Source organism: Streptomyces sp. ISL-98 (assembly GCF_018614055.1).
GTDB lineage: Bacteria > Actinomycetota > Actinomycetes > Streptomycetales > Streptomycetaceae > Streptomyces > Streptomyces spiramyceticus.
Window position 1 is genome coordinate 239,027 of the sequence record NZ_JAGGPB010000034.1, and the last position, 25,756, is coordinate 264,782.

At 69.5% G+C, this 25,756-nt stretch carries 27 protein-coding genes; 12 read left to right on the forward strand and 15 right to left on the reverse strand.

The window, feature by feature from the left end:
- Positions 1-138 precede the first annotated feature (138 nt).
- The 4 genes from J7I98_RS23180 to J7I98_RS23195 all read left to right on the forward strand — a co-directional run bounded on the left by J7I98_RS23180 (position 139) and on the right by J7I98_RS23195 (position 4,540).
- A complete protein-coding gene (locus J7I98_RS23180) occupies positions 139-990 on the forward strand; it encodes a Tat pathway signal sequence domain protein (RefSeq protein ID WP_214924528.1) in 852 nt (283 codons plus the stop codon).
- A 64-nt stretch (positions 991-1,054) separates the two neighbouring features.
- Complete coding sequence (locus J7I98_RS23185) at positions 1,055-2,386, forward strand: copper amine oxidase (protein WP_214924534.1); 1,332 nt, start codon at positions 1,055-1,057, stop codon at positions 2,384-2,386.
- A 108-nt stretch (positions 2,387-2,494) separates the two neighbouring features.
- Positions 2,495-3,739, forward strand: coding sequence for an SAV2148 family HEPN domain-containing protein (locus tag J7I98_RS23190; protein ID WP_214924536.1), 1,245 nt, complete (start codon positions 2,495-2,497; stop codon positions 3,737-3,739).
- A gap of 81 nt (positions 3,740-3,820) precedes the next feature.
- Positions 3,821-4,540, forward strand: coding sequence for a 3'-5' exonuclease (locus tag J7I98_RS23195; protein ID WP_214924538.1), 720 nt, complete (start codon positions 3,821-3,823; stop codon positions 4,538-4,540).
- Positions 4,541-4,623: 83 nt separating this feature from the next.
- Here J7I98_RS23195 and J7I98_RS23200 read toward each other — a convergent pair whose 3' ends face one another.
- A complete protein-coding gene (locus J7I98_RS23200; protein WP_214924540.1) occupies positions 4,624-5,481 on the reverse strand; it encodes a phosphotransferase enzyme family protein in 858 nt (285 codons plus the stop codon).
- A 119-nt stretch (positions 5,482-5,600) separates the two neighbouring features.
- Between J7I98_RS23200 and J7I98_RS23205 the strand changes: the two genes are divergently transcribed.
- The 7 genes from J7I98_RS23205 (at position 5,601) to J7I98_RS23235 (ending at position 12,816) form a co-directional block, all read left to right on the forward strand.
- On the forward strand, positions 5,601-6,533 hold the full coding sequence (locus tag J7I98_RS23205; RefSeq protein WP_214924548.1) for a carbohydrate ABC transporter permease: 933 nt from the start codon (positions 5,601-5,603) through the stop codon (positions 6,531-6,533).
- Positions 6,530-7,369 (forward strand): carbohydrate ABC transporter permease, encoded by an 840-nt coding sequence (locus J7I98_RS23210; RefSeq protein WP_214924551.1) that lies wholly within the window; start codon positions 6,530-6,532, stop codon positions 7,367-7,369. Before J7I98_RS23205 ends, J7I98_RS23210 begins: the two co-directional genes overlap by 4 nt.
- The gene (locus J7I98_RS23215; protein ID WP_214924554.1) at positions 7,369-8,688 is read left to right on the forward strand and encodes an ABC transporter substrate-binding protein; all 1,320 of its coding nucleotides are present in this window, start codon (positions 7,369-7,371) and stop codon (positions 8,686-8,688) included. Before J7I98_RS23210 ends, J7I98_RS23215 begins: the two co-directional genes overlap by 1 nt.
- A 266-nt stretch (positions 8,689-8,954) precedes the next feature.
- Positions 8,955-10,190: an RNA-guided endonuclease TnpB family protein gene (locus tag J7I98_RS23220; protein ID WP_214924557.1), complete on the forward strand. Its 1,236-nt coding sequence runs from the start codon at positions 8,955-8,957 to the stop codon at positions 10,188-10,190.
- Positions 10,191-10,610: 420 nt separating this feature from the next.
- On the forward strand, positions 10,611-11,813 hold the full coding sequence (locus tag J7I98_RS23225) for a S8 family peptidase (protein ID WP_214924559.1): 1,203 nt from the start codon (positions 10,611-10,613) through the stop codon (positions 11,811-11,813).
- Positions 11,814-11,891: 78 nt separating this feature from the next.
- On the forward strand, positions 11,892-12,443 hold the full coding sequence (locus J7I98_RS23230; protein WP_214924562.1) for a DUF1697 domain-containing protein: 552 nt from the start codon (positions 11,892-11,894) through the stop codon (positions 12,441-12,443).
- Positions 12,436-12,816, forward strand: a complete 381-nt coding sequence (locus J7I98_RS23235) for a DUF4440 domain-containing protein (RefSeq protein WP_308377900.1) — start codon at positions 12,436-12,438, stop codon at positions 12,814-12,816. The genes J7I98_RS23230 and J7I98_RS23235 overlap by 8 nt, the downstream gene beginning before the upstream one ends.
- A gap of 34 nt (positions 12,817-12,850) precedes the next feature.
- Here J7I98_RS23235 and J7I98_RS23240 read toward each other — a convergent pair whose 3' ends face one another.
- The 12 genes from J7I98_RS23240 to J7I98_RS23290 form a co-directional block, all read right to left on the reverse strand.
- Positions 12,851-13,612 (reverse strand): sirohydrochlorin chelatase, encoded by a 762-nt coding sequence (locus J7I98_RS23240; protein WP_214924565.1) that lies wholly within the window; start codon positions 13,610-13,612, stop codon positions 12,851-12,853.
- Between the two features lie 5 nt (positions 13,613-13,617).
- Entirely contained in the window at positions 13,618-14,502 is an 885-nt protein-coding gene (locus J7I98_RS23245) for an ABC transporter permease (protein WP_214924568.1), read from the reverse strand.
- Entirely contained in the window at positions 14,489-15,283 is a 795-nt protein-coding gene (locus J7I98_RS23250; RefSeq protein ID WP_214924570.1) for an ABC transporter ATP-binding protein, read from the reverse strand. The genes J7I98_RS23245 and J7I98_RS23250 overlap by 14 nt, the downstream gene beginning before the upstream one ends.
- Positions 15,284-15,325: 42 nt before the next feature.
- The gene (locus J7I98_RS23255) at positions 15,326-16,438 is read right to left on the reverse strand and encodes an aliphatic sulfonate ABC transporter substrate-binding protein (protein ID WP_214924590.1); all 1,113 of its coding nucleotides are present in this window, start codon (positions 16,436-16,438) and stop codon (positions 15,326-15,328) included.
- 230 nt (positions 16,439-16,668) lie between these two features.
- Complete coding sequence (locus tag J7I98_RS23260; RefSeq protein WP_214924593.1) at positions 16,669-17,997, reverse strand: sulfate adenylyltransferase subunit 1; 1,329 nt, start codon at positions 17,995-17,997, stop codon at positions 16,669-16,671.
- Entirely contained in the window at positions 17,998-18,936 is a 939-nt protein-coding gene (gene cysD / locus J7I98_RS23265) for a sulfate adenylyltransferase subunit CysD (protein ID WP_214924596.1), read from the reverse strand.
- The gene (cysC, locus tag J7I98_RS23270; RefSeq protein WP_214924628.1) at positions 18,933-19,508 is read right to left on the reverse strand and encodes an adenylyl-sulfate kinase; all 576 of its coding nucleotides are present in this window, start codon (positions 19,506-19,508) and stop codon (positions 18,933-18,935) included. Before cysC ends, cysD begins: the two co-directional genes overlap by 4 nt.
- Entirely contained in the window at positions 19,508-20,203 is a 696-nt protein-coding gene (locus tag J7I98_RS23275) for a phosphoadenylyl-sulfate reductase (RefSeq protein ID WP_214924631.1), read from the reverse strand. The genes cysC and J7I98_RS23275 overlap by 1 nt, the downstream gene beginning before the upstream one ends.
- On the reverse strand, positions 20,200-20,379 hold the full coding sequence (locus J7I98_RS23280) for a hypothetical protein (RefSeq protein ID WP_214924634.1): 180 nt from the start codon (positions 20,377-20,379) through the stop codon (positions 20,200-20,202). Before J7I98_RS23280 ends, J7I98_RS23275 begins: the two co-directional genes overlap by 4 nt.
- Entirely contained in the window at positions 20,376-22,073 is a 1,698-nt protein-coding gene (locus J7I98_RS23285) for a nitrite/sulfite reductase (protein WP_214924644.1), read from the reverse strand. The genes J7I98_RS23280 and J7I98_RS23285 overlap by 4 nt, the downstream gene beginning before the upstream one ends.
- A gap of 193 nt (positions 22,074-22,266) precedes the next feature.
- Positions 22,267-22,350: a putative leader peptide gene (locus tag J7I98_RS42935; protein ID WP_355250053.1), complete on the reverse strand. Its 84-nt coding sequence runs from the start codon at positions 22,348-22,350 to the stop codon at positions 22,267-22,269.
- A gap of 122 nt (positions 22,351-22,472) precedes the next feature.
- Complete coding sequence (locus J7I98_RS23290; protein WP_214924646.1) at positions 22,473-23,042, reverse strand: GNAT family N-acetyltransferase; 570 nt, start codon at positions 23,040-23,042, stop codon at positions 22,473-22,475.
- A gap of 104 nt (positions 23,043-23,146) precedes the next feature.
- Between J7I98_RS23290 and J7I98_RS23295 the strand changes: the two genes are divergently transcribed.
- Positions 23,147-24,175 carry a M4 family metallopeptidase gene (locus tag J7I98_RS23295; protein ID WP_214924649.1) on the forward strand — a complete coding sequence of 343 codons (1,029 nt, stop codon included), beginning with the start codon at positions 23,147-23,149 and terminating at the stop codon, positions 24,173-24,175.
- A gap of 18 nt (positions 24,176-24,193) precedes the next feature.
- Here J7I98_RS23295 and J7I98_RS23300 read toward each other — a convergent pair whose 3' ends face one another.
- Positions 24,194-24,334, reverse strand: a complete 141-nt coding sequence (locus J7I98_RS23300; protein ID WP_214924652.1) for a hypothetical protein — start codon at positions 24,332-24,334, stop codon at positions 24,194-24,196.
- A gap of 393 nt (positions 24,335-24,727) precedes the next feature.
- On the reverse strand, positions 24,728-25,747 hold the full coding sequence (locus J7I98_RS23305; RefSeq protein WP_214924655.1) for a LacI family DNA-binding transcriptional regulator: 1,020 nt from the start codon (positions 25,745-25,747) through the stop codon (positions 24,728-24,730).
- Positions 25,748-25,756: the final 9 nt, after the last annotated feature.

Consider the following 25,756-nt stretch of genomic DNA (forward strand, 5'->3'; position numbering starts at 1 on the left):
AGATCTTCCCCGAAAGTGGGGCAACCTCCTAGGACTTCGGATCGTCCTACCGGGTGACCACGCATACCCGGTATGCCAGTTACAGTCGCGCGCGACGCGCGGGAGGACTGGAGACTCCGGGGGGAGTAGGGGGGAAACGTGCACCAGACAGTGCGCCGTCATCTGGGGAAGATGATGGCGGGGGCCGCGATCGCGGTGACCGCAACCGCGGTGATGATCGGAGTGACCCTGCCGGGCCAGGCGGGCGCCGACGAATCGACGGGCGCGCGCGGAGCGGGCAGCGCGGCGGCCGCCGGCACGGGCCAGGGGGGACAGCAGGGCGCCGGGACCGGCCAGGACGCCGCGGGCGGCGAGGCTCCCGCACCGGGCGTCGTCGAGGGCGCCCCGGCGGACGGCGAGAAGGGCATAGGCAGGGACCCGCTCACCGACGACGAGCTGAAGCGGGTCGAGAAGCTGGCGATGACGCGCGCGCAGTTCGCGGGCGGCAGGGACGTCGAGGGGGACCGCGGTCCGCAGCACCTCTCCACGAACCTGAGCGAGCTGGAGCCGTCCGAGGTCGACGACCCGACGCCGCCGCGCCGCGCGGAGGTCTCGTTCTACGACTACAAGACCGACGAACTGGTGACGAGGACGGTCAATCTCGACACCGGCAAGGTCGAGCGGGCCGACGCCCTCAAGGGCGTCCAGCCGTCGCCGACCCCGAAGGAGAACCGCGAGGCCACGGAGCTGATCCTGGCCAGCCCGCTCGGGGACGGCCTGAAGAAGGATTACAAGGACGCCATGGGCAAGCCGCTCACCTCGGCCGACCAGCTGTGGGTGAACGGCGGCATCTACCGGGTGGACCGCGAGGAGCAGGTGCCCGCGGCGCTGTCGAAGTGCGGTGTCCACCGGTGTGTCCGCATTACGTCCAAGGTCAAGAACGGGCCGTGGATCGACACGCGTGACCTCGTCGTCGACCTGAGTGCGAGGACCGTCGGCCGCATCGGCTGACCTTCCTGCCCGTCTCATCTCTCCAGTCCTTTCCCGCACTTCCGTAAGAGGGAGTCCACCTTTCATGCACGTCAACAGATCAACGCGTTCCCGCAAGCGGGCCGCGGCAACCCTCGCCGTCGCCGCGATGCTGGGCAGCCTGGCCACAGCGACCGGATCCGCCGCCACCGCGGCACCCAAGGACGCGGCCAAGGGTGTGTCCAAGGCCGCGCCCAAGGCCCCTGCCCCGCCCCCGGCCGACTGCAGCGCGGCGTACCGCATCGAGCAGAAGCTCGACGGCGGCACCACCTGGGGCATGTGCTGGAGCTACGACAGCGACGCCGGCCTTGTCCTGGAGAAGGTCTCGTACCAGCCCAAGGGCGAGCCCAAGCCGATCCGCGTCCTGACGTCCGGCAAGCTCGCACAGGTCCATGTGCCGTACGACAACGGCAAGGAGGAGTTCGACGACCTCACCACCTACGGATTCGGGTACGGCCTCCAGAACCTGAAGCCGAACGAGTGCCCCGGCGGAACCATCAGGACCGTCAAGGTCGCCGAGGTGGGCAACGTCAAGGGCCTGTGCACGACCACGCGGGCCCGCGGCCACGCCTACCGCCTCGCCAACGACGAAGGCACCAAGGTCTGGCAGGCCCAGGGCAAGGACCTGCTCGTCTACACCGTCAACAAGGTGTCCTGGTACGAGTACATCACCGAGTGGCGCTTCTCGTCCGACGGCACGATATCCGCCAACGTCGGTGCCACGGGCAGCCTTTCGCCCGGCGACTACGACGCCACGGACGGCCGCGGCTGGCCCATCGGCAAGGGCGCGCGCGACTACGCCACCAGTCACAGCCACAACGTCTTCTGGCGGCTGAACTTCGGCCTCGACGGCAGCTCCAAGAACCGCGTCGAGCAGTACGACTCGAAGGTCACCCCGCCCACCGGCAACGGCAAGCCGAAGACCAAGACCACCCGCACCCCGATCACCAAGGAGCTCGCGGGCGACGCCAAGAGCATGCGGTGGTGGCGGATGGTCAGCGCGACGGGCAAGAACAAGGACGGGCACGCTCGCTCGTACGAGATCGTCCCGGGCCCGACGAACAAGCACCCCGGCCGCAGCTTCACCAAGCATGACCTGTACTTCACGGACTACCGCAAGTGCGAGCAGTTCGCGAGCAACAACATCCGCAACTGCGGCACGAACGCGCCCGACAGCGTCGACAAGTGGGTGAACGGCGAGCCCCTCAAGAACCCGATCACCTGGGTCAACATCGGGTTCCACCACATTGCCCGGGACGAGGACCAGCAGCCCATGCCCGTCCACTGGCAGGGATTCCAGCTCGCCGCCAGGGACGTAACCGCTATGAATCCGCTCACTCCGGCCGATCTTGCCGGACAGAACGGACGTTACGAATAGGGGAGTTGGGAAAGGAGCCTGTGGATCCGGCTGCACCGCCTCCCGCTCGCGGAGTACCCTTCCTTGATCGTTGAAGAAGGGTCTCCAGGAGCTGAAGGCGGTGCGCGGGTGAGCTCGGGAGGGCTGGAACTGCCCCCCGGTGACGCAGGTCACGAGGGGGGTTCCACAGGTTCCACAGAGGTCCCGCCCGGAGCGGTCTCGCTTGCGCGGCCGATGGAGATCGGAGCGGAGCTGGACTGGGGCGCGGACGCATGGAGTGAAGTGCGTACGCGCGCCCAGCGGGCCGGGCGGGCCTACATCTGGCTGAACCTGGTGGAACAGCGGCTGCGCGCCGTCGTCGCCGCCGTGCTCCGGCCCATCTACGAGCCGGTGCACGGCGAGGACGACTGGGTGGTCGCGGCGGCCGGCCCCGCGGGCCAGGAGTGGGTGCAGCGCGCCGTGGCGGTACGGGAGGTCTCCCGCCGCAAGGGCTATCTGCTGGACCCGGCCGACGACAACGTCCTGAGCTTCCTCACGCTGCCCCAGCTGCGCGAGCTGATGGTCCAGCACTGGCCGTGCTTCGAGCCGTACTTCGACGACCGCCGGGACGTCGAGCTGGCCCTGGACGAGCTGGAGGTCACCCGTAACGTCGTCTCGCGCAACCGGGCGCTGTCCGAGGCGGTGCTCGCCCAGGCGGAGCGGGCCTCCGCGCGGCTCCTCGAAATCCTGGGCAGCGGGGCCGGTGTGCCGTCCTCCGGGCGGCTCAAGGTGGACGCGGTCGAGGATCTGGTGGGGGACAGATACGCGGACGTGGTCAGCGTCCACCCGGACCGGGTGCGGCTGCAGCGCCAGCTTCCCGCCGAGGACCTCTTCGGGGGCGCGCGGCGCCTCGACGCGATCGGCATAGGCCTGAACCTCCTCGTCCAGAATTTCTCCGGCAGGAGGCTGGTGCGGCTGGCCGAATCGGGTTGCCGGACACGGCTGCTCTTCCTCAATCCGGCGAGCAGTGCGGTCAAGCGGCGCGAGCGCGAACTCGGCCTGAAAAAGGGCGAATTGAGCCGGTCGGTGGAGATGAACATCCTCCATATGCGCCGGGTGCGCTCGAAGCTGCGCGATCCGGGGGCGTTCGAGATCCAGGTCTTCGACGAGACGCCGCGCTTCACGGCGTACCTCGTGGACGGAGACGGGTCGGACGGCCTCGCCGTCGTCCAGACGTATCTGCGCAGGGCGCGGGGCATGGAGGCGCCGGTGCTGGTTCTGCGGGGCGGGGGGCGTGGGGTGGTCCGGCAAGGCCAGGACACCGAACACGGACTTTTCGAGACGTACCGGGAGGAGTTCGAATCCGTGTGGGCGGACTCCCGTCCGGTCTCCTGAGGGCGTTGTCAGTGCTGCGTGCGAGGGTTGTTTTCCACCGGGGGAGCATCCGGGACAAGACAGTACGAAGGAGGTCCCAGGATGGGATGGCACGGGGAACCGCTGGTCGGATTCGACCTGGAGACGACCGGCACCGAGCCGCTGGAGTCCCGGATCGTCACGGCCGCGATCGTCGGCGTGAAGGGCGGCGCGGTGGTCCGGCAGCGCGACTGGCTGGCCGACCCGGGCATCCGAATTCCGGCGCAGGCATCGGCGATCCACGGCATCAGCAGCGAGCGGGCGGGGGCGGAGGGCAGGCCGGCCCGTGAAGTGGCCGACGAGATCGCCGAAACCCTCGCCGGGTACTGGAGGCAGGGGATCCCGGTCGTCGCCTACAACGCGGCGTTCGACCTGACCCTGTTGACGGCCGAGCTGAACAGACACGGGCTGCCGTCGCTGAGCGAGCGCCTCGGCGGCGGGATCGGGCCGGTCGTCGACCCGTACACCATCGACCGCGCCGTCGACCGGTACCGCAGGGGCAAGCGGACGCTGGAAGCGGTGTGTGTCGAGTACGGCGTGGTGCTCGACGGCGCCCACGAGGCGGGCGCGGACGCGCTGGCGGCGGTGCGGGTGGCGCGCGCGATAGCCGAGCGGCACCCGCAGGTCGCCGCACTGTCCCCGTCCGAGCTGCACGACCGCCAGATCCAGTGGTACGCGGACTGGGCGGCGGACTTCCAGAGCTTCCTGCGGAAGAAGGGCAACCCGGACGCGACGGTGGACCCGGCCTGGCCGCTGCGCGACCTGGTGCCGGCCGGTCGCTGACGGCCGGTGGCAGCGAGTCCTTCGCGCCAGCCATGTGAACAGCGTCAGCCGGAGCGTGATCGTCACAGTCGCCCGAAGGCTCGTCAGAAGGGGTACCAGCGGACTTCGGGGTCGCCGTCGCGCAGCGATGCCACCCGTCGGCGGAACTCCGCCAGCGCCGCCGGGTTGGTCGGGGCGTGCTGGGCGACCCAGGCGCAGCTGGCCGTTTCGCGGGCGCCGCGCAGCACCGTCCAGCCCGGCCATTCGCGTACGTCCCAGCCGTACGCCGTGGTGAACGCGTCGTACGCCTCGGGCGCCAGGCCGTAGCGGTCGCGCGAGAGGGCCATGACGACCAGGTCGTGCTCGCGGAAGTCGGCGGCGAACGTTTCCAGGTCGACCAGGGCCGGGCCGCCCGGGCCGACATGGACGTTGCGGGGGAGCGCGTCGCCGTGGATCGAGCCCGGCGGCAGGTGCGGGGTCAGGCCGGCCGACGCCGCCGCGAAGCTGTCCCGCCGCTCGCGCAGATACGCCGCGTCCGCCGCGTCGATCGCATCGCCCGCGAGCCGCAGCCACCGCTCGACCCCACCGAGCAGGTCACGAGGAGGGAGGGCGAACGAGGGCGCGGGCAGGGCGTGGACGAGGCGCAGCAGTTTCGCCAGGTCCTGCGGCGCCGCCGGCCGTACGGACTCGGGCAGCCGGTGCCAGACGGTCACCGGGTGGCCGTCCACCACACGCGGCTTCGGCTCGGCGGCCCGTACGGCGGGGACGTCGGACGAAGCGAGCCAGGCGGCGACGGCCAGTTCACGCTCGGCCCGCGCCAGCAGCTCCGGGTCACGGCGCCCGACCTTCACGACCAGGGCACCGTCCACCGCGAACACCGCGTTCTCGCCCAGGGCCAGCAGCTCCGCGTCGGCCGGGAGTCCGGCGGCGGCCAGAATCTCGCGTGCTCGTGTCTCGTCCATGGGCACCGATTCTCGCATCTGTGCAGGTGGCCTTGACGAACCGACGACCCGTCAGCACGATGACGGAGGCCGCCGGGGCGGCCCTATATCAGGATGAGCCGCCCGAAGGAGTCGAATCCGTGATATTAGAGACCGTAAAGGCGCGGTCCGGCAGAAAATCCACCAGCAGAAAATCCATCAAAAGACCGGATCACGGCGCCTGGTTCCTGGTCCTGCCCGCGCTGATCCCCATCCTGATCCTCAGCGTCGGCCCGCTGCTCTACGGCGTCGCGCTCGCCTTCACCGACTCCCAGTCCGGCCGCACCCAGCCCACCCAATGGGTCGGCGCGCTGAACTTCCGGGACCTGCTGCACGACACGCTCTTCTGGGACTCGTTCCGGATCGGCCTGCTGTGGGCCGTCGGCGTCACCGTGCCGCAGTTCCTGCTCGCCCTCGGCCTCGCCCTCCTGCTCAACCAGAACCTCCGCTTCCGCCCGCTGGCCAGAGCCCTCGCGATCATCCCGTGGGCCATGCCCGAAGTCGTCGTAGGCATCATGTGGCGCCTCGTCTACAACCCCGACGCCGGGATCCTGAACGAGACGATCCGCGACCTCGGCCTGGGCGACGGACGCGACTGGCTCACCGCCCTCGCCACCGCCCTCCCCGCCGTGATCCTCGTCGGCATCTGGGCGGGCATGCCCCAGACCACGGTCGCCCTGCTCGCCGGCCTCCAGAACACCCCGCACGAGCTGCACGAGGCCGCCGCCCTCGACGGCGCCGGGGCGTGGCGCCGCTTCCGCACCGTCACCTGGCCCGCCCTCAAGCCCGTGGCCCTCGCCATCACCGCGCTCAACTTCATCTGGAACTTCAATTCCTTCGCCCTGGTCTACGTCCTGACCAACGGCGGCCCCGGCGGCCGCACCCGCCTCCCCATGCTCTTCGCGTACGAAGAGGCCTTCCGCTACGGACAGTTCGGCTACGCCGCCGCCATGGGCTGCGTCATGATCGCGGTGATCTCGGTGATGCTCGCCTGCTACCTCGTGGGCCGCCTGAAGGGAGGCGACGACCAATGACGCTCCGCACCAGCAGATCCGCGCGCACCGGCCAGTACCTCGCGCTCCTCGGCTACCTCGTCTTCCTCGCCTTCCCCTTCCTCTGGCTCGTCTCGACGGCCTTCAAGCCACCCCGCGAGCTCGGCTCTCTGCACCCCACCTGGATCCCCGAGAACCCGACGCTCGACAACTTCCGCCAGGCCTTCGACGAACAACCCCTGCTGGAAGCCGCGCTCAACAGCCTGATCGCCGCACTCTCGGCGGCCCTGATCGCCGTCGTCATCGCGACCCCGATGGCCTACGTCATGGCCCGCCACCGCAACAAGCTCTCCGCTGCGGCCACCGGCTGGGTCGTCGTCAGCCAGGCGTTCCCCTTCGTCCTCGTGATCATCCCGCTCTTCCTGATCCTCAAGAACCTCCACCTGATCAACTCCCTGGTGGGCCTGGTCATGGTGTACGTCGTGTGGTCCCTGCCGTTCGCGCTCTGGATGCTCGTCGGCTACGTCAGGGCCGTACCGCGTGAGCTGGAGGAGGCCGCCGCCGTAGATGGCGCGAGCAGGCTCCGTACGCTCGTCTCGGTCATCGCCCCGCTGCTGGCCCCCGGCATCGTCGCCACCGCGCTGTTCGCATTCATCACGGCATGGAACGAGTTCTTCTTCGCGCTCGTCCTGCTCAAGACCCCTTCGATGCAGACGTTGCCGGTCGTGCTCACCCACTTCCTCGGCGCGGAGGGCGTGGCCGACCTCGGCCCGCTCGCCGCCGCCGCGTTCCTCGCCACCCTTCCCTCCCTCGTCGTCTTCGCGGTCATCCAGAAGCGGATCACGGGCGGCATGACGGCCGGGGCGGTGAAGGCCTGATGCGACGCATCGCCCGGCTCACGGCGGCAGCCGCCGCGTTCGCGCTGCTGCTCACCGGCTGCTCTGACGGCGGCGGCAACGACACCGACGGGAAGGTCACGCTGCGCTTCCAGTCGCTGGCCTGGCAGAAGGAGTCCGTCGACGCCAATAAGGCGCTCGTCGAGCAGTGGAACGCCGCACACCCCGACGTCCGGGTCGAGTACGTCCAGGGCAGCTGGGACAGCGTCCACGACCAGCTCCTGACGTCCTTCGAGGGCGGCGAGGCGCCGGACATCATCCACGACGCCTCCGACGACCTCGCCGACTTCGCGTACGGCGGCTACCTCGCCGATCTGCGCGGGCTGCTGCCCGCTCGCCTCAAGAGCGACATCCCGCAGCGCAGTTGGGACACGGCGACCTTCGGCACGGGCGTGTACGGCGTCCCGTTCCTCCAGGAGCCGAGGGTCCTGATCGCCAACGAGAAGATCCTCAAGGCATCGGGCGTACGCATCCCCACTCCCGAAAAGCCCTGGAGCTGGCCGGAGTTCCGGCAGGTCACCAAGGAGCTGAGCGGCGGTGAGGGTGACGGCGACGGCAGCGGAGTCGGTAAGAGGTTCGGCGTCGCCTGGCCGCTCAAGGAACCGGTCTCCGCCACCCTCAACCTCGGGCTCTCGGCAGGCGGGCAGCTCTTCCACCACGACGGCGACGGCAAGGCCGAAGTGCGCTTCGCCGAGGGCGACGCCGTGGTGCCCGGCACCATCCACGACCAGGTCAACACCGACAAGAGCGCCTCAGCGGCGACGCTCGGCATGGGCGGCTCCGACACTCTGCCGGGCTTCTTCGGCGGCAAGTACGCCATGGTGCCGCTCGGCTTCTCCTACCGGCAGCAGATCGTCCAGCAGGCGCCCGAGGGCTTCGAGTGGAAGGTGCTGCCCGCTCCGGCGGGAGCCGGGGGCCTGACCCAGGGCGTCAGCCCGCAGACGCTCTCTGTCGCCGAGGACAGCCCGTACAAGAGGGAGGCGGTGGAGTTCATCGACTTTTTCCTCCGGCCCGCCAACATGGCCCGCCTCGCCAAGGGCGACTGGATGCTCCCGACCGGCACCGCCGCCCTGAAGGACCCGGCTCTGCGCGCCGAGAAGGACGGCTGGGCCACCGGCACCGCGCTTGCGGAGCACCTGGTTCCGGCCCCGGCCCAGTCCGTGCGCGGCTATCCCGAGTGGAAGGACAAGGTGGCGACGCCCGCTTACCAGGAGTTCTACAGTGGCGCGATCGACGCCGGTGAGCTGGAGAAACGGCTGGTCTGGGACGGCAACCTGGTGCTCGCCCGCTACCAGCGCTGAAACCTACTTGCACGAGACGTCTCGTCTCGTCTGTTCGTGGCATGACTTCAGCGAGTTCTTGCGAGGAGCCCCGGGAGGATTCACATTCTTGTGTTCGCGGTGGGGAGCGCCGCGGTATCGCTGCGGTTGCCTGGCCGCGCTGCGGCCGGGTGCCGCTTCGGGGAGAGCCGGACGAGGTGCGGACGAAGGAGGATGGGTTCACTCGGTGGGGTGAACCGTGGGGAACGTGTGGTGGGTGCTCGCACGGGTGTGTACGTTCGGTGATCGTGAAGCTGGTGGTGCAGGTCAAGCTGCTGCCGACGCCCATGCAGGCGGCGGCACTTGAAACGACCCTGCGCGCCTGCAACGAGGCTGCCACGTGGGTGAGCGAGATCGCTTTCGAGCGAGGGGAGTTCAAGAGCTTCTCCCTGCGCAAGCACACCTACGAGCAGATCAAGGTGCGTTGGGGACTGGGCGCGCAGGCCGCGCAGCATGCCATCAAGAAGACCTGCGACGCCTACACCACGCTGACGGCGAATCTGAGGGCCGGAAACTACGGCAGGCCGGGTTCGAAGCGCTACCGCCGGGCGGCCGGGAAGCCGCTTGCGTTCCGGTCCGAGGGCGGGCAGCCGTATGACGACAGGATGCTGTCCTGGCAGATCGCCGAGCGCACGGTGTCGATCTGGACCACGGTCGGCAGGACGAAGCAGGTCGCATTCACCGCCTCGCCGGAGCAGCTGGCCACCCTGACCCTGTATCGGCGGGGCGAGTCGGATCTGCTGTACCGGGACGGCATGTGGTTCCTCATGGCGACCTGCGAGGTCCCCGAGGCCGAGCCGAACGCCAATCCGGTGGACTTCCTCGGGATCGACCTGGGGGTCGTGAACATCGCCACCACCTCCGACGGCCAGATCATGGCCGGACGCGCTCTCAACCGGGTGCGGGTCCGTGAACGCGGCCTGCGGCAGAAACTGCAGAAGAAGAACACACCCTCCGCCAGGCGACGCCTGAAGAAACGGCGCCGCAAAGAGGCGCGGCGGGCGAAGGACATCAACCACAAGATTGCAAAGCATTTGGTGGCCGAGGCAGAACGCACCGGTCGCGGAATCGCCCTGGAGGATTTGACGGGCATCCGCGAACGGGTACGGCTTCGCAAGGCCCAACGGGCCACCCTCCACTCCTGGGCGTTTCACCAGCTCGGAGAGTTCATCGCGTACAAAGCCCGCCGCGCCGGAGTACCGGTGGTGCACGTCGATCCGGCATACACCTCCCGCACCTGCGCAGAATGCGGGCACATCGACAAAGCGAACCGCGTCTCACAAGCACGGTTCGCATGCCGGTCCTGCGGATTCGTTGATCACGCAGACCGCAACGGCTCCCGCAACATCCGTGCCCGCGCACGGGAGTTGTGGCGACGCGGGGCCCAGTCAACGGCCCCTGCCGTACCCCGACCACGGAGTGCGGCTGGACGCAAACGCAGCATCACCGCCAGTGGTGCCCGTTGTGCAAGCCCGGGACTTTAGTCCCGGGTAGTTGACCGAAGCGTGCCCATGTCGCCATGTCCTCCATCGCCGCCTCGGCATGGCGGCGGAGGGCGGTGCCGAGCGGGCGGCCGGTCTCATCGAGGCCGAACTGCTCACCCGGTAGCGGCGGTTCACCGGCCGTTCGGTGGAACCGCGTCGTCACGATCCTGGCCATGTAGATCTGCGCGCCCGCTCGCGTCTTGATGGCCGCGCAGTGGGCGGAAGGTTCCACTGCAAAAGAGGCTGTCCGACTTGGCGCCTCTTGCCTGTTTTGTTATTACGAAAGCTTGTTGAGTAAGTAACAGGCGCATGTAGGTCTTGATCTGAGCGTGTCAATCGGTCAGGGTTTCGAGTCAACCCCCGGAGATTTTCCGGTCCGGGGGCAAATCCCCCCACATTTTGACGAGGAGACCCCTCTTCATGGCAATCCACAAGCGTTCCAGCCGACTGAAGCTCACCGCGGCGATAACCGCCGTAGCGGCCGCAGCTGGTGTGACCGTACTCAACTCGTCCTTCGCGGGAGCCTCTCCGGCCCCCGCCCAGGGCATCGTGTACGGAGCCGACGCCAAGGGCGCCGTCGCAGGCAGCTACATCGTGATGCTGGACGAGAAGGCCGACAAGCAGGACTTGGCCAAGGAGTACGGCGGCAAGCTCCAGCGCAACTACAACTCTGCCATCAACGGCTTCTCGGCCAGCGGCCTTTCGGAGACCGAGGCCAAGCGCCTCGCCGCCGACCCGGCCGTCGGCAAGGTCGTCCAGAACAAGAAGTTCACGATCAACGCGACGCAGGACAACCCGCCCTCCTGGGGCATCGACCGCATCGACCAGGCCGACACCGCGGGCGACAGCAAGTACACGTACCCGGACAGCGCGGGCGAGGGCGTCACGGCGTACGTCATCGACACCGGTGTCCGCATCACGCACAAGGACTTCGAGGGCCGCGCCGCCCACGGCTTCGACGCCGTGGACAACGACGACTCCGCCGACGACGGCAACGGCCACGGCACGCACGTGGCGGGCACCATCGCCGGCGCCGCGCACGGTGTCGCCAAGAAGGCGAAGATCGTCGCGGTCCGCGTCCTCGACGACCAGGGCTCGGGCACCACCGAGGGCGTCGTCGCCGGCATCGACTGGGTCACCAAGAACCACCAGGGCCCGTCGGTCGCCAACATGAGCCTCGGCGGCGGCCCCGACGAGGCCCTGGACGAGGCCGTACGCAAGTCCATCGCCGCCGGTGTCACCTACGGTGTCGCCGCGGGCAACGAGTCCAGCGACGCCGGCCAGGGCTCGCCGTCCCGCGTGAAGGAGGCCATCACGGTCGCCTCCAGCACCAAGGACGACCAGCAGTCCGACTTCTCCAACTTCGGTGCGGTCGTGGACATCTACGCGCCGGGCTCGGACATCACCTCCTCGTGGAACGACAGCGACGAGGGCACGAAGACCATCTCCGGTACGTCCATGGCGACCCCGCACGTCGTGGGTGCCGCCGCGGTCTACCTGGCGGGCCACAAGGACGCCACGCCGGACGCCGTCGCCAAGGCGCTGACCGACGGGGCCACCCCGGACAAGATCAGCAACCCGAGCGAGGGCACGGCGAACAAGCTGCTGAAGGTCGTCGAGTAAAGACTCACCCGAAGCACTGAAACGGGCGGCCGCCGCGCCCTCCCCCACGGGGTGCGGCGGCCGCCTATCGTTCTGTGCATGACCACGACGTACGCCGCACTGCTGCGCGGAATCAATGTGAGCGGGCACAGAAGAGTGCCCATGGCGGAACTCCGGGCGCTGCTGACCGAACTGGGCCACCGGGACGTCCGTACGTACCTCCAGAGCGGCAACGCCGTCTTCACCACGGACGCGGACAAGACCGACGACGCGCTCGCCGCAGACCTGGAGCGGGCCATCGAGAAGCACTTCGGCTTCCCCGTCGACTGCCTCGTCCGCAGCGGCGCCTACCTGAGCGCCGTCGCCGACGCCTGCCCCTTCCCGGCCGCCGAGCTGGAAGGCAAGCAGCTGCACGTCACGTTCCTCTCCGGAGCCGTCGACCCGAAGCGGCTGGCGCCCATCGACCCGGCGGCGTATCTCCCCGAGGAATTCCGGCTGGGCGACCGTGCGCTGTACCTGTATGCCCCGAACGGCCTAGGCCGCTCCAAGCTTGGCGAAGCGCTGGCGAAACCGTCGCTCTTCAAGGGTGTAATCGCCACGTCCCGGAACTGGAACACGGTCGCCAAGCTCGTGGAGATGACCCGTGACTGACCGGACCTCCGGCACAGGCTCCGCCGTCGATGAGGCCATGGAGTGCGAACTGCGGCTGCTCGACCCGGACGTCCGCAACTCCGCGGAGCTCCTCGCGGAACTCCTGCACCCCGAGTTCAGCGAATTCGGCGTGTCGGGCCGCCGATGGGACCGCGAATCGATCATCGAGGCGGTCGCCGACGCGTCGGCGACGACGGGCCGCGCGATCACCACCATGCGGATGAAAGGCGTCCAGCTCGCCCCCGACCTGGTGCAGCTGACCTTCGACACGAACACCAACGGCCGCCTCGCGCACCGGAGTTCACTGTGGCGGCTGACCGAAGACCGGGGCTGGCTCCTCTACTTCCACCAGGGAACGCCGTACGAGGAGTAGCCCGTCAGGGGAAACAGCACCGCAGGGTACACACCTACGCGCTGACCGCCGCCAGCCGCACCGGCACCCGCGCCTCGTCGTAACGCATGAGCAGCAGCCGGGCCAGCTCCGGCGACGCGCCCAGGACCTCGCCCAGCACCTCCGCGCCGCCCTCACGTGCGCCGCGCGCGATCCGGTCCGGCAGGAAGCCCGGCGCTATGACGTACGGGGCGACGGCGATACGCCGTACCCCCGCCGCCGCCCGCAAGTCCCGTACCGCATCCTCGGTACGGGGCAGCGCAGCGGAGGCGAACGCAGGCCGCACGGCGCACCAACCGGTGTACCGCAGCTCCCGCGCAATTTCAGCGATCACTGCGATCGCCTCCGGGTCTGTGGAGCCCGCCGAGGCCAGGACGACCCCGGTCGAGCTCTTGTCACCGGGGCTGAGCCCGGCTTCGTACAGTCGTCGCTCCAGCGCGGTGAGGAGGAGCGGCGACGGGCCGAGTACCTCCGCCTGGTGGACCCGCAGCCGAGGCAGCCGCGCCGACGCCTCGCGCAGCGCGGCCGGAATGTCGGCCTTCGCATGGAAGGCGCGGGTCAACAGGAGCGGCAGGGCAACCACGTCCTGCACCCCTTCCCCCGCCAGACGCTCCAGCACCTGCGGCACTGCGGGTGCGTTGAAGTCCAGGAAGCCGGTCTCCACACGCAGGCCGGGCCGCGCCGCCCGCACCCGCTCCACCAGGGCGTGCACGGTCGCGGCATGCCGCGGGTCGCGGCTGCCGTGGGCTATGACCAGCAGGACGGGGCGACGGGACATGGTGATCAGCCCTTGGTGAGCAGGCCACGGCTGCGCAGCACGCGGCGCTCCAGCGGGGAGAAGAACAGCAGGTCGATGCCGATGCCGACGACCAGAATCAGGATGATGGTGGCCAGCACACCCGACATGTCGCTGTAGGTGCGGAAGTTCTCCATCAGCTGTCCGAGACCCGTGCCGAGGTCCGGCGAGTTGGCGATGAGCTCGGCGGCCATCAGCGAGCGCCAGGAGAACGCCCAGCCCTGCTTCAGCCCGGCCAGGTAACCGGGAAGCGCGGCGGGCAGCAGCACATGCCGTATGCCGTTGATACCGGTGGCCCCGATGGTGCGGCCGGCCCGCAGGTACAGCGGCGGAATCTGGTCGACGCCGGCGACAAGACCGTTGGCGATCGACGGTACGGCGCCGAGCAGCACCACCGCGTAGATCGTGGCGTCGGTCAGCCCGAACCAGATGATCGCGGCGGGCACCCATGCCACCGACGGCAGGGACTGGAGACCGGACAGGATCGGGCCGATCGCCGCCCGTACCACCTTCACCCGGGCGACGAGCAGGCCGAGCGGCGTGCCGATGGCGACCGAGACGGCGAAGCCGAGGGCGCCGCGGGAGACGCTGGTCCAGATGTAGCCGAGCAGCGTGCCGTCGAGCCACATCTGCTCGACCGAGTGCCATACGTCCACCGGACCCGGCAGGACGTAGTCCGGCTTGAGGTCCGAGGCTGCGGCGAGCTGCCAGAGGGTGATGACCAGGGCGATGGCCACCAGCGGCGGCACCACCTTGGACAGGAGGATCCGCCCGAGGCCGACCCGCTCGGTGGAGTACTTCGTCTCCAGTGCGTCCAGGCCGGCCTCAAGACCGGCGAGGTCGTTCTTCGGGCTTGTTTCAGTGCTGGCCATGTCGACGGATCTCCCCCCGCAGCTGTTCGGTGATCTCGACGGACAGGTCGGCGACCGCGGAATCCTCGATCCGGCGCGGCTGCGGGATGCCGACCTGCCATTCGCGCGCGATGCGTCCCGGACGGGACGACAGCAGCACCACGCGCTCGGCGAGGCGGACGGCCTCGCGGACGTTGTGGGTGACGAAGAGGACCGAGACGCTGGTCTCCGACCAGATGCGGGTGAGCTCCTCGTGGAGTACGTCGCGGGTGATGGCGTCCAGCGCCGCGAACGGCTCGTCCATCAGCAGGAGCTGGCTGTCCTGGGCCAGTGCCCTGGCCAGCGCGACGCGCTGACGCATACCGCCCGACAGCTCGTGCACCCGCTTCCCGTACGCCCCGCCGAGACGCACCAGCTGCAGCAGCCGCTCGGCCTCGCCGCGCCGCTCGGGCTTCGCCATGCCCCGCATCTTCAGCGCGAGTTCGATGTTCTTCCCGGCCGTCAGCCAGGGGAACAGCGCGTGCTCCTGGAACATCAGGGCGGGTCGCCCGCCGGGTACGTCGATAGAGCCCGCGGACGGCCGGTCGAGTCCGGCGACCAGGTTGAGCAGGGTCGACTTGCCGCAGCCGGAAGCCCCCAGCAGGGTCACGAACTCACCCGGCGCGACATCGATGCTGATGTCGTCCAGTACGAGCTGCTGCGCGCCGGGCCGGCCGAACGACTTCGACACGTGGTCGATCCGTGCGGCGTAAGGCACCGTGTCTGCGGGCGCGGCGGCCTGCTTGACGAGTGTGGTGGCCATGAGCCTCACCTCCTGAGGGCGTTCCGGTTGCGGGAAGGACGGTTACTTGGTGCCGAGTCCGGCGTCCACGACGGCGGGCTGCTTCTCGGCCTTCAGCACCTTGTTGAGGAGCGTCAGGTCGTAGATGCCGTCGAGCAGCGGGTCCTTGAGGAGACCGGCCTTGACCGCGTGACCGGCCTCGTCCCGCAGCGTCGAAGCGAGCGGGTCGTTGGTGATCTCGACGTTCTTGAACGCCGGGTCGAGCACCTCGGCGGGCAGCTCCTTGCCGGAGTCCGCCTTCAGCTTCGCGTTGATCGCGGCCTTCGCCTCGTCCGGGTTGGCCTTGATCCACTCATTGCTCTTCACAGAGCCGCGCAGGACCGCCTCGACGACGTCCGGGTGCTCCTTGAGGAACTTCTGGGAGACGATCACGTTCGTGATGACGAACTTGCCGTCCTTCCACAGCTTCTTCTCGTCGAGCAGTACCTTGCCGCCGCCCGCGACCAGCTTGGACGCGGTGGGCTCAGGTACCCAGGCGCCGTCCAGCGCACCGGACTCGAAGGAGGCCGGGATCTCCTTGTTGTCCTGGCGGATGACGGTGACGTCGCCCTTGCCGGTGTTGGCGTCGACCTTCAGGCCCTTCTCCGACAGGTAGTTCAGCAGCGCCACGTCCTGGGTGTTGCCGAGCTGCGGGGTCGCGATGCGCTTGCCCTTGAGGTCGTCCAGGGACTTGATCTTCTTCGGGTCGACGACGAGTGAGACGCCGCCGGAGGCCGAACCCGAGATGATCTTCAGGTTCTGGCCCTTGGACTTGGTGAAGCCGTTGATCGCGGGGGAGGGGCCGATCCAGCTGATGTCGACGGCATCCGCGTTGAGGGCCTCGATCGCCGAGGGGCCCGCGTTGAAGGGCTGCGACTTGACCTGCGTGCCGCCGAGCTCCTTCTGGAACAGGCCCTTCTGGAGGCCGACCAGGGCGGTGGCGTGCGTGACGTTGGGGAAGTACCCGATACGCACTTCGTCGACGCCGCCGATCTTCTCGCCCTTGGCGGCGGGAGCGACCTTGTCGTCCTTCTCGGCCTTCGAGCCGTAACCGCAGGCGCCCAGCGCGCCGATCAGCAGCGGAAGGGCGGCGGCAGCGGCGAGGCTGCGGCGAAGGGTGGTACGTGGGGCATGCACGGGAGGCGTTCCTCTCGGTGGCCCGGCGTCACACCTCTCGCGTGGAGCGGGGTGCGGCCGGGAAGTCGGCAGGTCTTCGTCGGTACAGCGGCAGGGCGCGCAAGCGGTGCGCGTACGTCATCGGGCACATCGCGCCACGCCGCCCGTTCCCGCACCGACGGTGCCGCTGCCGATGCGGCCGCCCTCTTTCGCGAACGTCGCATAGATGTCGATGGTGTCGATGGTCATGATCAGAAGTCCCAGCCCTCGTCGTCCGCCACGACCTTCACGGTCTCGGCGGCGAACGAGTCGCCCGCCATGCCGGCCGCGAGCGTCGTACCGTCGGCCGGGTCGATCAGCAGGAACGATCCGGTGCGGCGCGAGTCGCGGTACGCGTCGAGCGCGAGCGGCTCGGCGGTACGGACCTTCACCCGGCCGATGTCGTTGGCGACCAGCTGCCCCGGGTCCGGATGCTGAGACAGGTCGTCCAGCGTCAGGCGGGACGGGATCTCCTTGACGATCGCCTTGACCGTGCGCGTGGTGTGCTTGAGCAGCACCCGCTGGCCCACCGAGAGCGGCTGGTCGGCCACGTGGCAGACCGTCGCCTCGACGTCCTGGGTGGTGCGCGGCGCGGAACCGCTCGGCGCGATCAGGTCGCCGCGCGAGATGTCCAGGTCGTCCGCGAGCGTGACGGTCACCGACTGCGGGGCCCAGGCGATGTCGACGCTCTCACCGAGCGCGTCGATCCCGGTGATCGTGGACGTACGCCCCGAGGGGAGCACGGTCACGGCCTCGCCCACCCGCAGCGCGCCGGACGCGATCTGGCCGGCGTAACCCCGGTAGTCGGGGTGTTCGGCGGTCTGCGGGCGGATCACGTACTGGACCGGGAAGCGCGCGGGGCAGCCCGCCAGGTCGTGGCTGACCGGCACGGTCTCCAGGTGCTCCAGCACGGTCGGGCCGCCGTACCAGTCCATGTTCGCGGAGGGCTCCACCACGTTGTCCCCGGCCAGCGCCGAGATCGGAATGGCGGTGATCTCCGGCACGCCGAGCGAGGCGGCGTACGCCGTGAACTCCTCGGCGATGGCTGCGAAGACCGGCTCGGCGTACTCGACGAGGTCCATCTTGTTGACGGCCAGCACCACGTGCGGGACACGCAGCAGCGCCGCGACCGCCGCGTGGCGGCGGGTCTGCTCGACCACACCGTTGCGGGCGTCGACGAGGACGACGGCCAGCTCGGCGGTGGACGCGCCCGTCACCATGTTCCGGGTGTACTGCACATGCCCGGGGGTGTCGGCCAGGATGAACCGGCGGCGCGCGGTGGCGAAGTAGCGGTACGCGACATCGATGGTGATGCCCTGCTCGCGCTCGGCACGCAGCCCGTCCGTCAGCAGCGCAAGGTCGGGCGCCTCCTGGCCGCGCTTGAGGGACGCCGCCTCGACGGCCTCCAGCTGGTCGGTGAGGACCGACTTGGAGTCGTGCAGGAGCCGGCCCACGAGGGTGGACTTGCCGTCGTCGACCGACCCCGCGGTGGCGAAGCGCAGCAGGGTGGTGGCGCTCAACTGCTCAGTGGTGGTGGTCATTTAGAAGTACCCCTCGCGCTTGCGGTCTTCCATCGCGGCTTCGGACATCTTGTCGTCGGCACGTGTCGCGCCCCGCTCGGTGAGCCGGGAAGCGGCGATCTCGGCGATCACGGCGTCGAGCGTGGTGGCGTCGGAGTCGACGGCGCCGGTGCAGGACATGTCGCCGACGGTGCGGTAGCGGATGAGCCGCGTCTCGACCTGCTCGTGCTCCTTGGGGCCGCCCCACTCACCGGCGGTCAGCCACATGCCGGAGCGCTGGAAGACCTCGCGCTCGTGGGCGTAGTAGATGCCGGGGAGTTCGATCTTCTCGCGGGCGATGTACTGCCACACGTCGAGCTCGGTCCAGTTGGACAGCGGGAAGACACGCACGTGCTCGCCGGGCGCGTGGCGGCCGTTGTAGAGCTGCCACAGCTCGGGGCGCTGACGGCGCGGGTCCCACGCGGAGAACTCGTCGCGCAACGAGAAGACCCGCTCCTTGGCGCGCGCCTTCTCCTCGTCGCGGCGCCCGCCGCCGAACACCGCGTCGAAGCGGTGCTGCTGGATCGCCTCGGTCAGCGGCACGGTCTGCAGCGGATTGCGGGTGCCGTCGGGCCGCTCGCGCAGCTTCCCGGCATCGATGTACTCCTGTACGGACGCGACATGCAGCCGCAGACCGTGCTCGGCCACCGTACGGTCGCGGTATTCGAGCACCTCCGGGAAGTTGTGCCCGGTGTCGACGTGCAGCAGCGTGAAGGGAACCGGCGCGGGCGCGAACGCCTTGAGCGCCAGGTGCAGCATGACGATCGAGTCCTTGCCGCCGGAGAAGAGAATCACCGGCCGCTCGAACTCACCCGCCACCTCACGGAAGATGTGGACGGCCTCGGACTCCAGGGCGTCCAGGTGGCTGAGCGCGTACGGGCTGTCCGTACCCTCGTTGACGGTTGCGGCGGTCGTCGTCATGCCAGACCCCTTTCGGTGAGCAGCGCGTGCAGCGCGGCTGCGGACTCCTGCACGGTCTGCTGGTGCGACTCGATCCGCAGGTCGGGCGACCCGGGTGCCTCGTAGGGGTCGTCGACCCCGGTGAGCCCGGAGATCTCGCCGGCCGCCTGCTTGGCGTAAAGGCCCTTCACATCGCGTACGGAGCACACGTCCACCGGCGTGGCGACGTGCACCTCCAGGTACGCGGTGCCCTCGGCCTGGTGGCGCTTGCGGACGGCGTCGCGGCTGTCGGCGTACGGCGCGATGACCGGAGCCAGTGCCAGCACACCGTTGCGGGCGAGCAGCTCGGCGACGTAACCGATCCGCTGCACATTGGTGTGCCGGTCCTCGCGGCTGAAGCCGAGGCCCGCGGAGAGGAACTCGCGGATCTCGTCTCCGTCCAGCACCTGGACACGGCGGCCCTCGGCGCTCAGGCGCCCGGCCAGCTCGTAGGCGATGGTGGTCTTGCCGGCGCTCGGCAGACCCGTGAGCCAGATGGTGGCGCCGGTGGTGGCCCCAGTCACGTCTTTCTCCTGCTCCTGATCGTTTGTCATCAGCCGTGCAGCCCGCATTCGGTCTTGTTCCGCCCCGCCCAGCGGCCGGCGCGGGCGTCCTCGCCCTCCGCGACCCTGCGGGTGCAGGGGGCGCAGCCCACGGACGCGTATCCGTCCATCAGCAGCGGGTTGGTGAGGACTCCGTGCTCCGCGACGTACGCTTCCACGTCGTCCTGCGTCCAGCGGGCGATCGGCGAGATCTTGACCTTCTGCCGCTTCTCGTCCCAGCCGACGACCGGAGTGTTCGCCCGGGTCGGGGACTCGTCGCGGCGCAGGCCGGTCGCCCAGGCGCTGTACCCCTTCAGCCCGTCTTCGAGCGGCTTGACCTTGCGCAGGGCGCAGCACAGGTCCGGGTCGCGGTCGTGCAGCTTCGGCCCGTACTCGGCGTCCTGCTCCTCGACGGACTGCCACGGCAGCAGCGTGATCACATTGACGTCCATGACGGCCTCGACGGCGTCCCGCGTCCCGATGGTCTCCGGGAAGTGGTAGCCGGTGTCGAGGAAGACGACGTCGACGCCGGGCTTGGCGCGCGAGGCGAGATGGGCGACGACGGCGTCCTCCATGGAGGACGTCACGCAGAAGCGGTCGCCGAAGGTGTCGGCCGCCCACTTCAGGATGTCGAGGGCGGAGGCCTCTTCGAGGTCCCGCCCTGCCTGTTCCGCCAGTGACTTGAGATCTTCCTGAACCGTCGTCATATCTCGTCCCCTCCACCGTCGTTGCGCTGAACTCCCCGGGACAGCAACCCGAGGAACTTCAACTGGAATGCGCGGTTGCACGCCGCGCATTCCCAGGCGCCGTGGCCGGTCTCGTGCGGACGCAGGTCCTCGTCGCCGCAGTACGGGCAGTAGAAGGGCGCCGCGCGCTCGCTCACGAGAGGTCCCCCTCGCTCGCCCGCGCCACCCAGGTCGCGAAGCGCTCGCCGTCCTCGCGCTGCTCCTGGAAGCGGAGCAGGACGCGCTCGACGTAGTCGGGCAGCTCGGCCGAAGTGACCTTCAGGCCGCGCACCTTGCGGCCGAAACCGGCCTCAAGACCCAGCGCGCCGCCCAGGTGCACCTGGAAGCCCTCGACCTGGTTGCCGTGGTCGTCGAGGACCAGCTGGCCCTTGAGACCGATGTCCGCGACCTGGATACGGGCGCAGGCGTTCGGGCAGCCGTTGATGTTGATGGTGATGGGCTGGTCGAACTCCGGGATGCGCCGCTCCAGCTCGTCGATGAGCGAGGCGCCGCGCGCCTTCGTCTCGACGATCGCGAGCTTGCAGAACTCGATGCCGGTGCAGGCCATCGTGCCGCGCCGGAACGGCGAGGGGGTGACCCGCAGATCCAGCGATTCCAGCCCGGCCACCAGCGACTCGACCTGCGCCTCTTCCACATCGAGCACGATCATCTTCTGCTCGGCGGTGGTACGGAGACGGCCCGAGCCGTGCGCGTCGGCCAGCTCGGCGATCTTCGTCAGCGTGGTGCCGTCCACGCGGCCGACGCGCGGGGCGAAGCCGACGTAGAAGCGGCCGTCCTTCTGCTTGTGCACACCGAGGTGGTCGCGCCACGTGCCGGTCGGCTGCTCGGGCGCCGGGCCGTCGACCAGCTTGTACTTGAGGTACTCGTCCTCCAGGATCTGGCGGAACTTCTCCGGACCCCAGTCGGCGACGAGGAACTTCAGGCGGGCGCGGGTGCGCAGGCGGCGGTAGCCGTAGTCGCGGAAGATGCCGATGACGCCGCCGTACACGTCCGGGACCTCGTCGAGGGGCACCCAGGCGCCGAGCCGCACACCGAGCTTGGGGTTGGTGGAAAGCCCGCCGCCGACCCACAGGTCGAAGCCGGGTCCGTGCTCGGGGTGGTCGACGCCGACGAACGCGATGTCGTTGATCTCGTGCGCGACATCGAGCTGCGGGGAGCCGGAGACCGCGGACTTGAACTTGCGGGGCAGGTTGGAGAAGTCCGGGTTGCCGATGAAGCGGCGCTGGATCTCGTCGATGGCCGGGGAGCCGTCGATGATCTCGTTCTCGGCGATGCCCGCCACGGGGGAGCCGAGGATCACGCGGGGCGTGTCACCGCAGGCCTCGGTCGTCGAGAGGCCGACCTCTTCGAGCCGCCGCCAGATCTCCGGTACGTCCTCGATCCGGATCCAGTGGTACTGAACGTTCTGCCGGTCCGTGAGGTCGGCGGTCCCGCGCGCGAACTCCTGCGAGATCTCACCGATGACCCGCAGCTGCTCGGTCGTCAGCCGGCCGCCGTCGATGCGCACCCGAAGCATGAAGAACTCGTCGTCCAGCTCCTCCGGCTCCAGGATCGCCGTCTTGCCGCCGTCGATCCCGGGCTTGCGCTGGGTGTACAGACCCCACCAGCGCATGCGTCCGCGCAGGTCGTTGGGGTCGATGGAGTCGAATCCCCGCTTGGAGTAGATCGTCTCAATGCGTGTCCGCACATTGAGACCGTCGTCGTCCTTCTTGAACTGCTCATTGCCGTTGAGGGGGGTGAAATGACCTACGGCCCACTGACCCTCGCCACGGTGGCGTCCGGCCTTGCGGCGGGGCGTGACTGCAGCGGGCTTTTCCGGCGTGGCGGCCATGGTGGTTTGTCCTTCTCTGGCGGCTCAAGGTGTGGCGGGTCGCGCCGACGGTACCCCTGTGACCTGCGGGAAGGCGGTCGGACACGGCAGAGCGGAATGCTCCGCCGGGTGGGCGGAGATCACGTGCGTATCGGGGTGGCCGGCTCGTCCGCGACGGCGGGGACGGCTGAAACTATTCGGTGTTGCTGTGCTGTCAGCCCACCGGACAGATGGCGCTGGACATGCGGCCGAGGTCGACGTGCCGCCGACTCACCAAGGCAACTCCAGCTGAAGACATGACGGAAGCGTGTCACGGGGATCTCGGGGCAGTCCACCACTGCCCACAATGTGGACAAGACTGTCCCGAATCGCGAGACAGTGTGTCACCGGTCACTTCACGGTCGCTTCCCGGCCACTCGGTCAGGCATGCGCTCCCGGCCACGGACCCGGGGTGACCGCGTCCGCCTCTTGCGCCGTCTTCGTGGCGAAAAGCCGGAATCCGCGGCGCAGATAGTTGTCCATCGCGTGCGGCCCGTCCTTGCTGCACGTGTGCAGCCATACGCGCTTCGTGTCCGTCCGCTCGGGCCACCGCTCCGCGAGGTCCCAGGCCCGTGCGACACCGTAAGAGAGGAGGTGGCCGCCGATGCGGCGGCCCCTGAAGGCCGGTATCAGCCCGAAGTACATGATCTCGACGACACCGTCGTCCTGCGGGTCCAGCTCGACGTACCCGGCCGGAGTGCCGTTCTCGTACGCGACCCAGGTCTCGACGCCGGGCCGGGCCAGCGCCGCCCGCCACTGCTCGTACGTCATCCCGAGCCGGTCGGTCCAGCCGATGTCGCCGCCCACCGCGGTGTAGAGGAAGCGGCTGAACTCGGGGGAGGGGATCTCGGCCCGGACGATCCGGACATCTCCCGCCGGCTCGACGGCGGGCCTCAGGTCGTCCGGCGAGGTCTGTTCCAGGGACCACGTGGTCACAGCGACGGTGCTCATGCGGCCCAGGGAACCATGCGCCCTGGCTATGGCCAAAGCCGGGGCGGTACGGGATGATCACGCCGCGCGTGCCACCCCCCACATCCCTCGGCAGAAGGATGTTCATGTCCCGTCGCACACACCGCGGCCTGCTCGCCGCGGCCACCGTCACCGCGGCCCTCGCCACCCTGGCCACCCCGGCCGGAGCCTCCGCCGATCCGCAGGCCCGGCTTTTCATGGTCAACCCCGTGCAGTCGTCGAACGACCAGTCCCTGACCGACGCCAAGGACTCGGCGGACGCCGTTTCCGCCTCCGCCTACGGGAGCGCCGCGCTGCGCAACCTCGACGCGAGCGGCGGGCTGTCCGGCAAGTGGGCATACGTGAGATCGGACACCGGAGCCTCCGCGAAGATCGCGGAAGCGGGCTCGTACGACCGCAATGACGACCAGTTCGAACAGGTCATGGCGTACTTCTGGGTCAACGAGTCGCAGGAGTATCTCCAGGGCCTCGGCTTCGGCAGCGAGCTGCCCGGGGCCAATGACCGCGCCCAGCCGGTCCGTATCAACCAGTGGGGCGCCGACAACTCCTTCTTCACCGACAAGAAGGCCGAGATCCGCTTCGGCAAGGGCGGCGTCGACGACGCCGAGGACGCCGAAGTGGTCATGCACGAGTACGGGCACGCCGTGCACCACGCCCAGGTGCCGGGCTTCGGAACCTCGGTCGAGGCCGGGTCGATCGGCGAGGCCTTCGGCGACTACCTCGCGGTCACGGTCGGCGCCCACGCGGCCGGGAAGTACGGCTGGCCGCTCAAGGCGGACCTGGCGTGCGTCGCCGACTGGGACGCCGTCTCCTACACCTCGACGGCCCCGCACTGCCTGCGCCGCATCGACGGCAACAAGGTCTACGGCGACCGGGTCGGCCAGGTGCACGCGGACGGCCAGATCTGGTCCCGCGCACTGTTCGACATCCGGGGCGCGCTGGGTGCGCGGACCGCCGACCGCATCATCGTCAATGCACAGTTCGGCTTCGCCCCGGACACGAGCTTCGAGGACGCGGCGACGACGACGATCGCCACGGCGCGGAAGATGTACGGCGAGGGGGCGGCGGACGCGGTACGCAAGGCGTTCCGGGACAGGGAAATACCGGGCGTCTGATGCCGGGCGGGCGGCGGCTCACCCGGCCTCGGGTGGGCCCTCGCCCGCGTCCCGCAGCGGTGCGCGGGGGAGCGCGGCCCGTACGGCCTTCCTGGGATCGGCCACCGGGACGCCCAGCCCGGCCAGCCGGCCGCGCACGCGCTCGATCGGCTCGTGCATCAGCCGTGCGTGGGAACCCGGGGTCCTGCCAGGGATCGTCGGCCAGTCGCCGCCCCGTCTCGTCGCGGAGTACGGCCAGCCGCGCGGCCACCAGCGCCACCTGGTGCCGGTACCGGTCGGCGTCCCGGTTGTGGGGGACGTGATCCCAGATGCTGGAACCGCGTGCCCTCGCCACCCAGTCGTCGTCCCCGGCAGCCGAGGAAGGCCCTTCCGGTAATGGGCCTTGCCGCACGGTCAGTTGACCGACCGAACCGACCTGCACGATCGAACCCGCCACTGTGCAGTCGCCCACCATGTTGTGGCTGTTGGGGTGTTGCATGCCGCCCTGTCTTCCGCTTCGTGGAGCCACAGCCTAGAAGTGGCTCCACGCCGGCGTGGAGCGATTCAGTCCGGTCAGTCCGGCGGCCGCAGTTCGCCCGAGCCCCGTGCCACCAACTCCACCGCCACCGTCCGCGTCCGCGCCCCCGATCGGTCGCCGCCCAGCCGCGCCAGCACCTGCTCGGCGGCCGCCCTGCCCATCGCGGCCGGGTTCTGCGCGACCACCGTCAGGCCCGGTTCCAGGACCGCGGCCAGCGGCAGGTCGTCGAACCCGACCAGGGCGACATCGCGTCGGCCGGCCTCGGCGAGCGCGGGGACGACGCCGAGCGAGGCGAAGTTGTTCGCGGTGAAAACCGCCGTCGGGGGAGTGGGGAGAGCGAGCAGGCGGCGTACGGCCACCCCCGCCGCGTACGGATCGTGCGCCGCGACGACGAGGGCGGGGTCGTACGGCAGGGCCGCCTCCGCGAGCGCCGCCCGGTAGCCCCGCAGCCGCATCTTGCGGGTGTAGAGGGTGGCCGGCCTGTCGCCGATGAAGGCGATACGACGGTGGCCGTGCGCGATCAGGTGCGCCACGCCCATCCGCGCACCCTCCTCGTTCGCGCTGACGACCGAGTCCGCCGCCAGCCCGGTCGCCGGCCGGTCGAGGAAGACGACCGGCAGCCCGCTCTCCCGCTCCCGGCGCAGGTAGCGGTGGTCGCTGCCCGCTGCCGGCACGACCAGCAGACCGCTGATGCGCCGGGCGAGGAACGTCGTGACGAGGGAGTGCTCCAGCGGCTGCCGCTCGCCGGACGAGCCCATCAGGAGGGTCAGGCCCCGGTCGCGTACGACGTCCTCGACGCCGCCCGCGACCGTGCCGAAGAAGGGGTTGCCCATGTCCGGGACGACGAGCCCGACCGTCGAATCCCGCGCCCCCACGCGCATGTTGCGTGCCATGAGGTTCGGGCGGAAGCCGAGCTCCTCGACGACCGCGAGCACCTTGGTACGCGTCGCCTCGGAGACCGGCCCGTCCTCGTTGAGCACCCGGGACACGGTCTTCGCGCTGACCCCGACGCGCTCGGCGACATCGGTCAGCGTCGGGCGTCGGCTGCTCGCCATGGTCACCGA

Excerpts from the sequence above, each read along its gene's own strand:
- J7I98_RS23295 (WP_214924649.1), top strand. The coding sequence starts at position 23,147 with ATGTCCCGTCGCACACACCGCGGCCTGCTCGCCGCGGCCACCGTCACC.
- J7I98_RS23300 (WP_214924652.1), bottom strand. The coding sequence starts at position 24,334 with ATGCACGAGCCGATCGAGCGCGTGCGCGGCCGGCTGGCCGGGCTGGGC.
- J7I98_RS23285 (WP_214924644.1), bottom strand. The coding sequence starts at position 22,073 with ATGGCCGCCACGCCGGAAAAGCCCGCTGCAGTCACGCCCCGCCGCAAG.
- J7I98_RS23225 (WP_214924559.1), top strand. The coding sequence starts at position 10,611 with ATGGCAATCCACAAGCGTTCCAGCCGACTGAAGCTCACCGCGGCGATA.
- J7I98_RS23215 (WP_214924554.1), top strand. The coding sequence starts at position 7,369 with ATGCGACGCATCGCCCGGCTCACGGCGGCAGCCGCCGCGTTCGCGCTG.
- cysC (WP_214924628.1), bottom strand. The coding sequence starts at position 19,508 with ATGACAAACGATCAGGAGCAGGAGAAAGACGTGACTGGGGCCACCACC.
- J7I98_RS23245 (WP_214924568.1), bottom strand. The coding sequence starts at position 14,502 with ATGGCCAGCACTGAAACAAGCCCGAAGAACGACCTCGCCGGTCTTGAG.
- J7I98_RS23305 (WP_214924655.1), bottom strand. The coding sequence starts at position 25,747 with ATGGCGAGCAGCCGACGCCCGACGCTGACCGATGTCGCCGAGCGCGTC.
- J7I98_RS23240 (WP_214924565.1), bottom strand. The coding sequence starts at position 13,612 with ATGTCCCGTCGCCCCGTCCTGCTGGTCATAGCCCACGGCAGCCGCGAC.
- J7I98_RS23230 (WP_214924562.1), top strand. The coding sequence starts at position 11,892 with ATGACCACGACGTACGCCGCACTGCTGCGCGGAATCAATGTGAGCGGG.
- J7I98_RS23260 (WP_214924593.1), bottom strand. The coding sequence starts at position 17,997 with ATGACCACCACCACTGAGCAGTTGAGCGCCACCACCCTGCTGCGCTTC.
- J7I98_RS23290 (WP_214924646.1), bottom strand. The coding sequence starts at position 23,042 with ATGAGCACCGTCGCTGTGACCACGTGGTCCCTGGAACAGACCTCGCCG.
- J7I98_RS23200 (WP_214924540.1), bottom strand. The coding sequence starts at position 5,481 with ATGGACGAGACACGAGCACGCGAGATTCTGGCCGCCGCCGGACTCCCG.
- J7I98_RS23250 (WP_214924570.1), bottom strand. The coding sequence starts at position 15,283 with ATGGCCACCACACTCGTCAAGCAGGCCGCCGCGCCCGCAGACACGGTG.
- J7I98_RS23275 (WP_214924631.1), bottom strand. The coding sequence starts at position 20,203 with ATGACGACGGTTCAGGAAGATCTCAAGTCACTGGCGGAACAGGCAGGG.
- J7I98_RS42935 (WP_355250053.1), bottom strand. The coding sequence starts at position 22,350 with ATGTCTTCAGCTGGAGTTGCCTTGGTGAGTCGGCGGCACGTCGACCTC.
- J7I98_RS23195 (WP_214924538.1), top strand. The coding sequence starts at position 3,821 with ATGGGATGGCACGGGGAACCGCTGGTCGGATTCGACCTGGAGACGACC.
- cysD (WP_214924596.1), bottom strand. The coding sequence starts at position 18,936 with ATGACGACGACCGCCGCAACCGTCAACGAGGGTACGGACAGCCCGTAC.
- J7I98_RS23185 (WP_214924534.1), top strand. The coding sequence starts at position 1,055 with ATGCACGTCAACAGATCAACGCGTTCCCGCAAGCGGGCCGCGGCAACC.
- J7I98_RS23210 (WP_214924551.1), top strand. The coding sequence starts at position 6,530 with ATGACGCTCCGCACCAGCAGATCCGCGCGCACCGGCCAGTACCTCGCG.